5 protein-coding genes are annotated in these 4,954 nt (G+C 74.0%); 4 read left to right on the top strand and 1 reads right to left on the bottom strand.

The window, feature by feature from the left end; all coding sequences use genetic code 11:
- The first annotated feature begins 191 nt into the window (after positions 1-191).
- Entirely contained in the window at positions 192-974 is a 783-nt protein-coding gene (locus ND748_RS23790; protein ID WP_251748185.1) for a FadR/GntR family transcriptional regulator, read from the top strand.
- Between the two features lie 6 nt (positions 975-980).
- Here the strand turns inward: ND748_RS23790 and ND748_RS23785 are convergent, their stop codons facing one another.
- The gene (locus tag ND748_RS23785) at positions 981-1,199 is read right to left on the bottom strand and encodes a hypothetical protein (RefSeq protein WP_251748184.1); all 219 of its coding nucleotides are present in this window, start codon (positions 1,197-1,199) and stop codon (positions 981-983) included.
- A gap of 151 nt (positions 1,200-1,350) precedes the next feature.
- On the opposite strand from ND748_RS23785, the gene ND748_RS23780 reads away from it, so the two are divergent.
- From ND748_RS23780 to ND748_RS23770, 3 genes are all read left to right on the top strand, one after another.
- Positions 1,351-2,685: an acyl-CoA dehydrogenase family protein gene (locus tag ND748_RS23780; RefSeq protein WP_251748183.1), complete on the top strand. Its 1,335-nt coding sequence runs from the start codon at positions 1,351-1,353 to the stop codon at positions 2,683-2,685.
- A gap of 179 nt (positions 2,686-2,864) precedes the next feature.
- On the top strand, positions 2,865-4,265 hold the full coding sequence (locus ND748_RS23775; RefSeq protein WP_251748182.1) for a MaoC family dehydratase N-terminal domain-containing protein: 1,401 nt from the start codon (positions 2,865-2,867) through the stop codon (positions 4,263-4,265).
- Positions 4,262-4,954 (top strand): LLM class flavin-dependent oxidoreductase (locus ND748_RS23770; RefSeq protein WP_251748181.1); only part of this gene is annotated, 693 nt, incomplete at its 3' end. The genes ND748_RS23775 and ND748_RS23770, both read left to right, overlap by 4 nt.

Genomic DNA, 4,954 nt, shown 5'->3' with positions numbered 1-4,954 from the left:
AAAGAACAACACCCGCCAGCCCCCCCCCCCCCCCCCCCCCCCCCCCCCCCCCCCCCCCCCCCCCCCCCCCCCCCCCCCCGGCCCGGCCCGGCCCGAAAAGGGACCAATCTCTGCGCTGATAACCTGGGGTCAGGAGCCCAGCGACCTGCCCGAGCCAGCGCGACGGGCCCTGCCCTGTTCAAGGAGTGCCGATGACCGCGCCCGAGGCCGTTGCCGCCGCTGTCGCGGCCGGGGTGGAGCCGGTGCGGATCCCGCGCCGGGTCGAACGCAGCGCGCGGACCTCCGAGGTCGTGGCCGCCTCGATCCGGTCGCAGATCGCCCGCGGCGAGCTGAAGGCCGGTGACCGGTTCCCGCCTGAGGACGAGCTGATGGAGGTCTTCGGCATCGCCCGCACCACCCTGCGGGAGGCGCTGCGGATCCTGGAGGCCGAGGGCCTCGTCACCGTCCTGCGTGGGCGCCGCGGTGGGCCGCGGGTCACCACGCCGACCGTGGAGCACATGACCAGGATGTTCGCCCTGCTGCTCCAGATCGAGGGCGTGGCGCTGACCGACGTCCACGACGCGCTCGCCGTCGTCGAGCCGCCGATGGCGGGCCGGCTGGCCGCGAGCCACACGCCCGAGGCGCTCGCCGAGCTCACCGCGGCGGTCGAGGCCGCCGCGGCCGCGGCCGGCGTCGAGGACGACGGGACGGCGTTCGGCGAGGCCGCCGCCGCCGTGCACCACACGCTGCTGCGCAACGCCGGCAACACGTCCCTGTCGATCCTCGGCCAGCTCCTGCACGAGGTGATCTCGCAGTACTACCGCCGCTCCGGCCAGCACGCCACCGCCACCGAGCGCCGCCGTGCGATCAAGTCGTACCGGAAGTTCCTCGGGCTGGTCACCGACGGCGACGCCGCTGCCGCCGAGGAGCACTGGAACCTGCTCATGCACTACCCCGACCGCCGTAACAAGCAGCGCGTCGACCTCTACTCCTGACCCCGGTCACTCCCGACCCCGGTCACTCCGACCCCGGCGCCGCGTCGGCCACCGCCCCGCGCCCCCGGCGTCGAGGCGGAACTCCGCCAGCGGGTGGGGGCCCTCCATGGTGATGGTCCGCTTCGCCGGGCCGCCGCCGGCCGTGTTGACCGCGGTGTGCAGCCCGCCGAGCGCGCCGAGCGCGCCCACGGCCTTCGCCGCCCGGCAACCTGCATGGACCCGCACCTCCTCCCGCCGGAGCCCGACAGGTCTGGGCGCCGTGCGTCCGAGCCGCTACTCTGACCACTTAATAGACTAATAAGGAGTCGGATTTCGGGCGGGAGTCGGCCGGTGGAAACCCGGCGCCGGGTGTCCGCCTCGGCCGAGGGAGGACCGCGTGACGGCGGAGCACACGACCGAACGGGCGGCGGCGAACACGGGTGACTCGGGTGACACGGGTGACGCCGGTGACCTGGGTGACGCCGGTGACCTGCGGGCGCGGGTGCGCGCGTGGTTGGCGACGAACTGGGACACCTCGCTGACACTGGCTGCGTGGTGGCGGCGGCTCGCCGATGCCGGGTACGCCTACCCCTCCTGGCCGGCCGGCCTCGGCGGCCTCGGGCTGGGGCCGGACGATGCCCGGGCCGTGCTGTCCGAGCTGGCCGCGGCGCAGGTGATCGGCGCCCCGGGCGGGGTCGGCCAGGGGCTGGGCGCCGGCACGCTGCTGGCGCACGGCACGCCCGAGCAGCGGGCCCGGTTCCTGCCCGGGCTGGCGAACGGGGAGGAGGCGTGGGTCCAGCTGTTCAGCGAGCCCGGCTCCGGCTCGGACCTCGCCAGCCTGTCGACCCGGGCGACGCTCGACGGCGACGGGTGGGTCGTCAACGGCCAGAAGGTCTGGTCGTCCGGCGCGCTGACCGCCGACCGCGGCATGCTGCTCGCCCGCACCGACGTCGACGTCCCCAAGCACGACGGGATCACCCTCCTGATCCTCGACCTCGACCAGCCGGGGGTCGAGGTCCGGCCGCTGCGGCAGATGAGCGGCGACGCGCACTTCTGCGAGGTCTTCCTCACCGACGCCCGGGTGCCCGCCGACCGGGTGGTCGGCGTGGTCGGTGACGGCTGGCGGGTCGCCCGCACGACGCTGATGCTGGAGCGCTCGGGCCTTGGCGGGGAGGGCCTCATCGGCCTGCGGCTGGTCGAGGGCGGCCGCAGGTCCGGCAACCTCGACCGGGTGATCGCCGACCTCCTGGCGGCGCCGGCGCCGACCCAGCGCGCGGGCTTCTTCCTGCCCCCCGAGGCGATGATCGCGCTGGCAGGGGAGCGCGGCCGCGGCGCCGACCCGGTGATCCGCCAGGCGCTCGCCGACTACTACGTCGAGGCCGAGGTGATCCGGCTCAACGCGCAGCGGGTCAAGGCCGCCACCCAGGCCGGCCGGCTCCCCGGCGCCGCCGGGTCGACGCTGAAGCTGGCGATCAGCCTGCACGGCCGCCGCTACCGCGACCTGATGCTCTCGCTCGTCGGCCCGGACGCGACCCTGGTCGACGCCGACGCCCCGGCCGGCGGCCGGCTGCACGCCACCTACTACTGGAGCTTCGCCGGCGCGATCGGCGGCGGCACCGACGAGATCCAGCGCAACGTGATCGCCGAACAGGTTCTCGGCCTGCCGAAGGACGCCGACGCCGGCAGGAACGTGCCCTACCGCGATCTCAGGGTCGGGACCCAAGTCCACTGAGCGGCGCCTGCTGAGCGGCGCCCGCCGAGCCCGCCCCGGGTTCGGGAGCGTGTGACCACACAGAACGTTCAACCAACAGGCGGCCGCTCGGATGGCGCGGCCCGACCCGCGGTTCGCCGGTGACCGGCCCGCGGCGTCGGCGACGAGCCCACCCCGGGCGGCGGACGGAGGGCAGGCAGATGGCGGACGACGTGGACGGAGCACCGACGGTGGCGGGCGCGGCGGGCGCGGGGGGTGCGGGTGGTGCAGCGGGTGCAGGTGGTGCAGCGGGCCCAGCGGGCGCAGGTGGCACAGCGGCCGGGGACGGTGGGGACGGCGGGGAGCGGTTCGGGGTGCTCACCGACGCGGCGATCGCGCGGTCCCGCAGGCGCGTCGGCGTGCTCCGGCCCGGCGCGGGACGGCCGCACAACCACGAGGTGACCTGGGACGCCTCCCGGCACTTCGCCTACGGCTACGGCGACGACAACCCGTTGTACTGCGAACCGGAGTACGCCAGGGGCACCCGGTGGGGCACGCTGATCGCCCCGCCGACCTTCCTCTACACGATGGGCGAGAACATCGTTCGCAGGGCCGATCCGGAGACGAGGGCGCTGCTCAGGGGCGACCCGTTCGCCGGCCTCGGGTCCTACCAGGCGGTCATGGAGTTCGAGTGGTGGCGCCCCTTCCGGCTCGGCGACCGGGCCCGGACGATCCACTCCCAGGTCGGCGTCACCGCGAAGCGCAGCTCGTTCGGCGGACGCACCGCCCACGTCACGAACGAGACGATCTACAGCAACGACGGGGGGGAGCTCACCTGCCTCCAGCGCGGCACGTGGGTGAACGCGGAGCGGCACACGTCGCGGGAGCGTCGCAAGGAGCATGACCTGCCCCAGCCGTACACGGCCGAGCAGCTCGCCGAGATCGACGCGGCCTACGCGGGCGAGACCCGGCGCGGCGGCATCCCACGGTTCTTCGAGGACGTCGAGATCGGTGCGGAGCTGCCGACGAAGGTGAAGGGCCCGCTGACGACGACCGACGTGGTCGTCTGGCATCTGGGCTGGGGCATGCAGCTGACCCCGCCGGGCACCTTCAAGATCGCCTACCAGGTGCGCCGCAAGGCCCCGGGGCTGTACCCGCCGAACGCGCTGAACATCCCGGACACCGTGCAGCGGCTGCACTGGGACCCGCAACGGGCGCAGGAGCTGGGCCTGGCGACCTCCTACGACTACGGCGGCATGCGCGAGACGTGGCTGTGCCACCTGCTGACCGACTGGGTCGGCGACGACGGCTGGCTGTGGAAGCTTTCCGCGCAGCACCGCCGGTTCAACTTCGTCGGCGACACGACGTGGGTCAGCGGGAGGGTCGTCGACAAGCGGCAGGTCGACGGCCGCAACGAGGTTCAGGTCGAGCTCCACTGCACCAACCAGCGTGGCGTCGTGACCTCCCCGGCGACGGCCGTCGTCCTGCTCCCGACCCGCGACGAGCCGGTCGTCGCCCTGCCCACCCCACCCCGTGACACCCTCGAAGCCATGATCGAGTACGAGATCGAACGCATCCGCCTGGCCGAGGCGGCGGCCGAGCGGACGGAGCAGCCGGCATGACGACCAACCTGCGCATCGGCGTCATGTCCGGCGGCTACAACGGGCGTACGCTCACCGAGCACGCGCGGCTCATCGAGTCGCTCGGCTACGACTCGTTCTGGACGGGCGAGGCCTACGGCGGCGACGCGGTCACCGCGCTGACCTGGGTCGCGGCGCACACGGAGCGCCTGCGCATCGGCTCGTCGATCATGCAGCTCGACGCGCGCACGCCGGCGAACACGGCGATGACCGCCTGGGCCCTGAACCACCTCAGCCGGGGCCGGTTCAGCCTCGGCCTGGGGGTGTCCGGCCCGCAGGTGGTCGAGGGCTGGCACGGTCGGCCGTTCCGGTTCCCGCTGGCACGCACCCGGGAGTACGTGACGGTCATCCGCACGCTGCTCGAGAAACAGGGCAAGATCGAGTTTCACGGCGACCACCTGAGCATCCCCTACGACGGCCCGGACGCCACCGGCCTCGGCAAGGCGCTGCGCCCCGGCTTCCCGAAGACGACGCTGCCGATCTACCTCGCCGCCATGGGCCCGAAGAACATCGCGATGGCGACGGAGATCGCGGACGGTCTGCTCCCGCTGATGTGGAGCCCGCATCGCCTCAAGGAGGTCTACGGCGACCTGCTCATCGCCGTGGCCGCCCGCAACGCCGCCCCCGGCGCTGCCGCCGCCACCGTCCCCGCCGCCGCCACCGTCCCCGCC

The sequence above is a fragment of the Frankia sp. AiPs1 genome (genome assembly GCF_023716945.1).
In the GTDB taxonomy this organism is placed as follows: Bacteria; Actinomycetota; Actinomycetes; order Frankiales; family Frankiaceae; genus Frankia.
Note: the sequence above shows the minus strand (reverse complement) of the source record. Positions and strands in the feature narration are given on the sequence as shown.

Bases quoted from the DNA above. Each gene is read 5' to 3' on its own strand.
- ND748_RS23790 (WP_251748185.1), top strand. From the start codon at position 192: ATGACCGCGCCCGAGGCCGTTGCCGCCGCTGTCGCGGCCGGGGTGGAG.
- ND748_RS23775 (WP_251748182.1), top strand. From the start codon at position 2,865: ATGGCGGACGACGTGGACGGAGCACCGACGGTGGCGGGCGCGGCGGGC.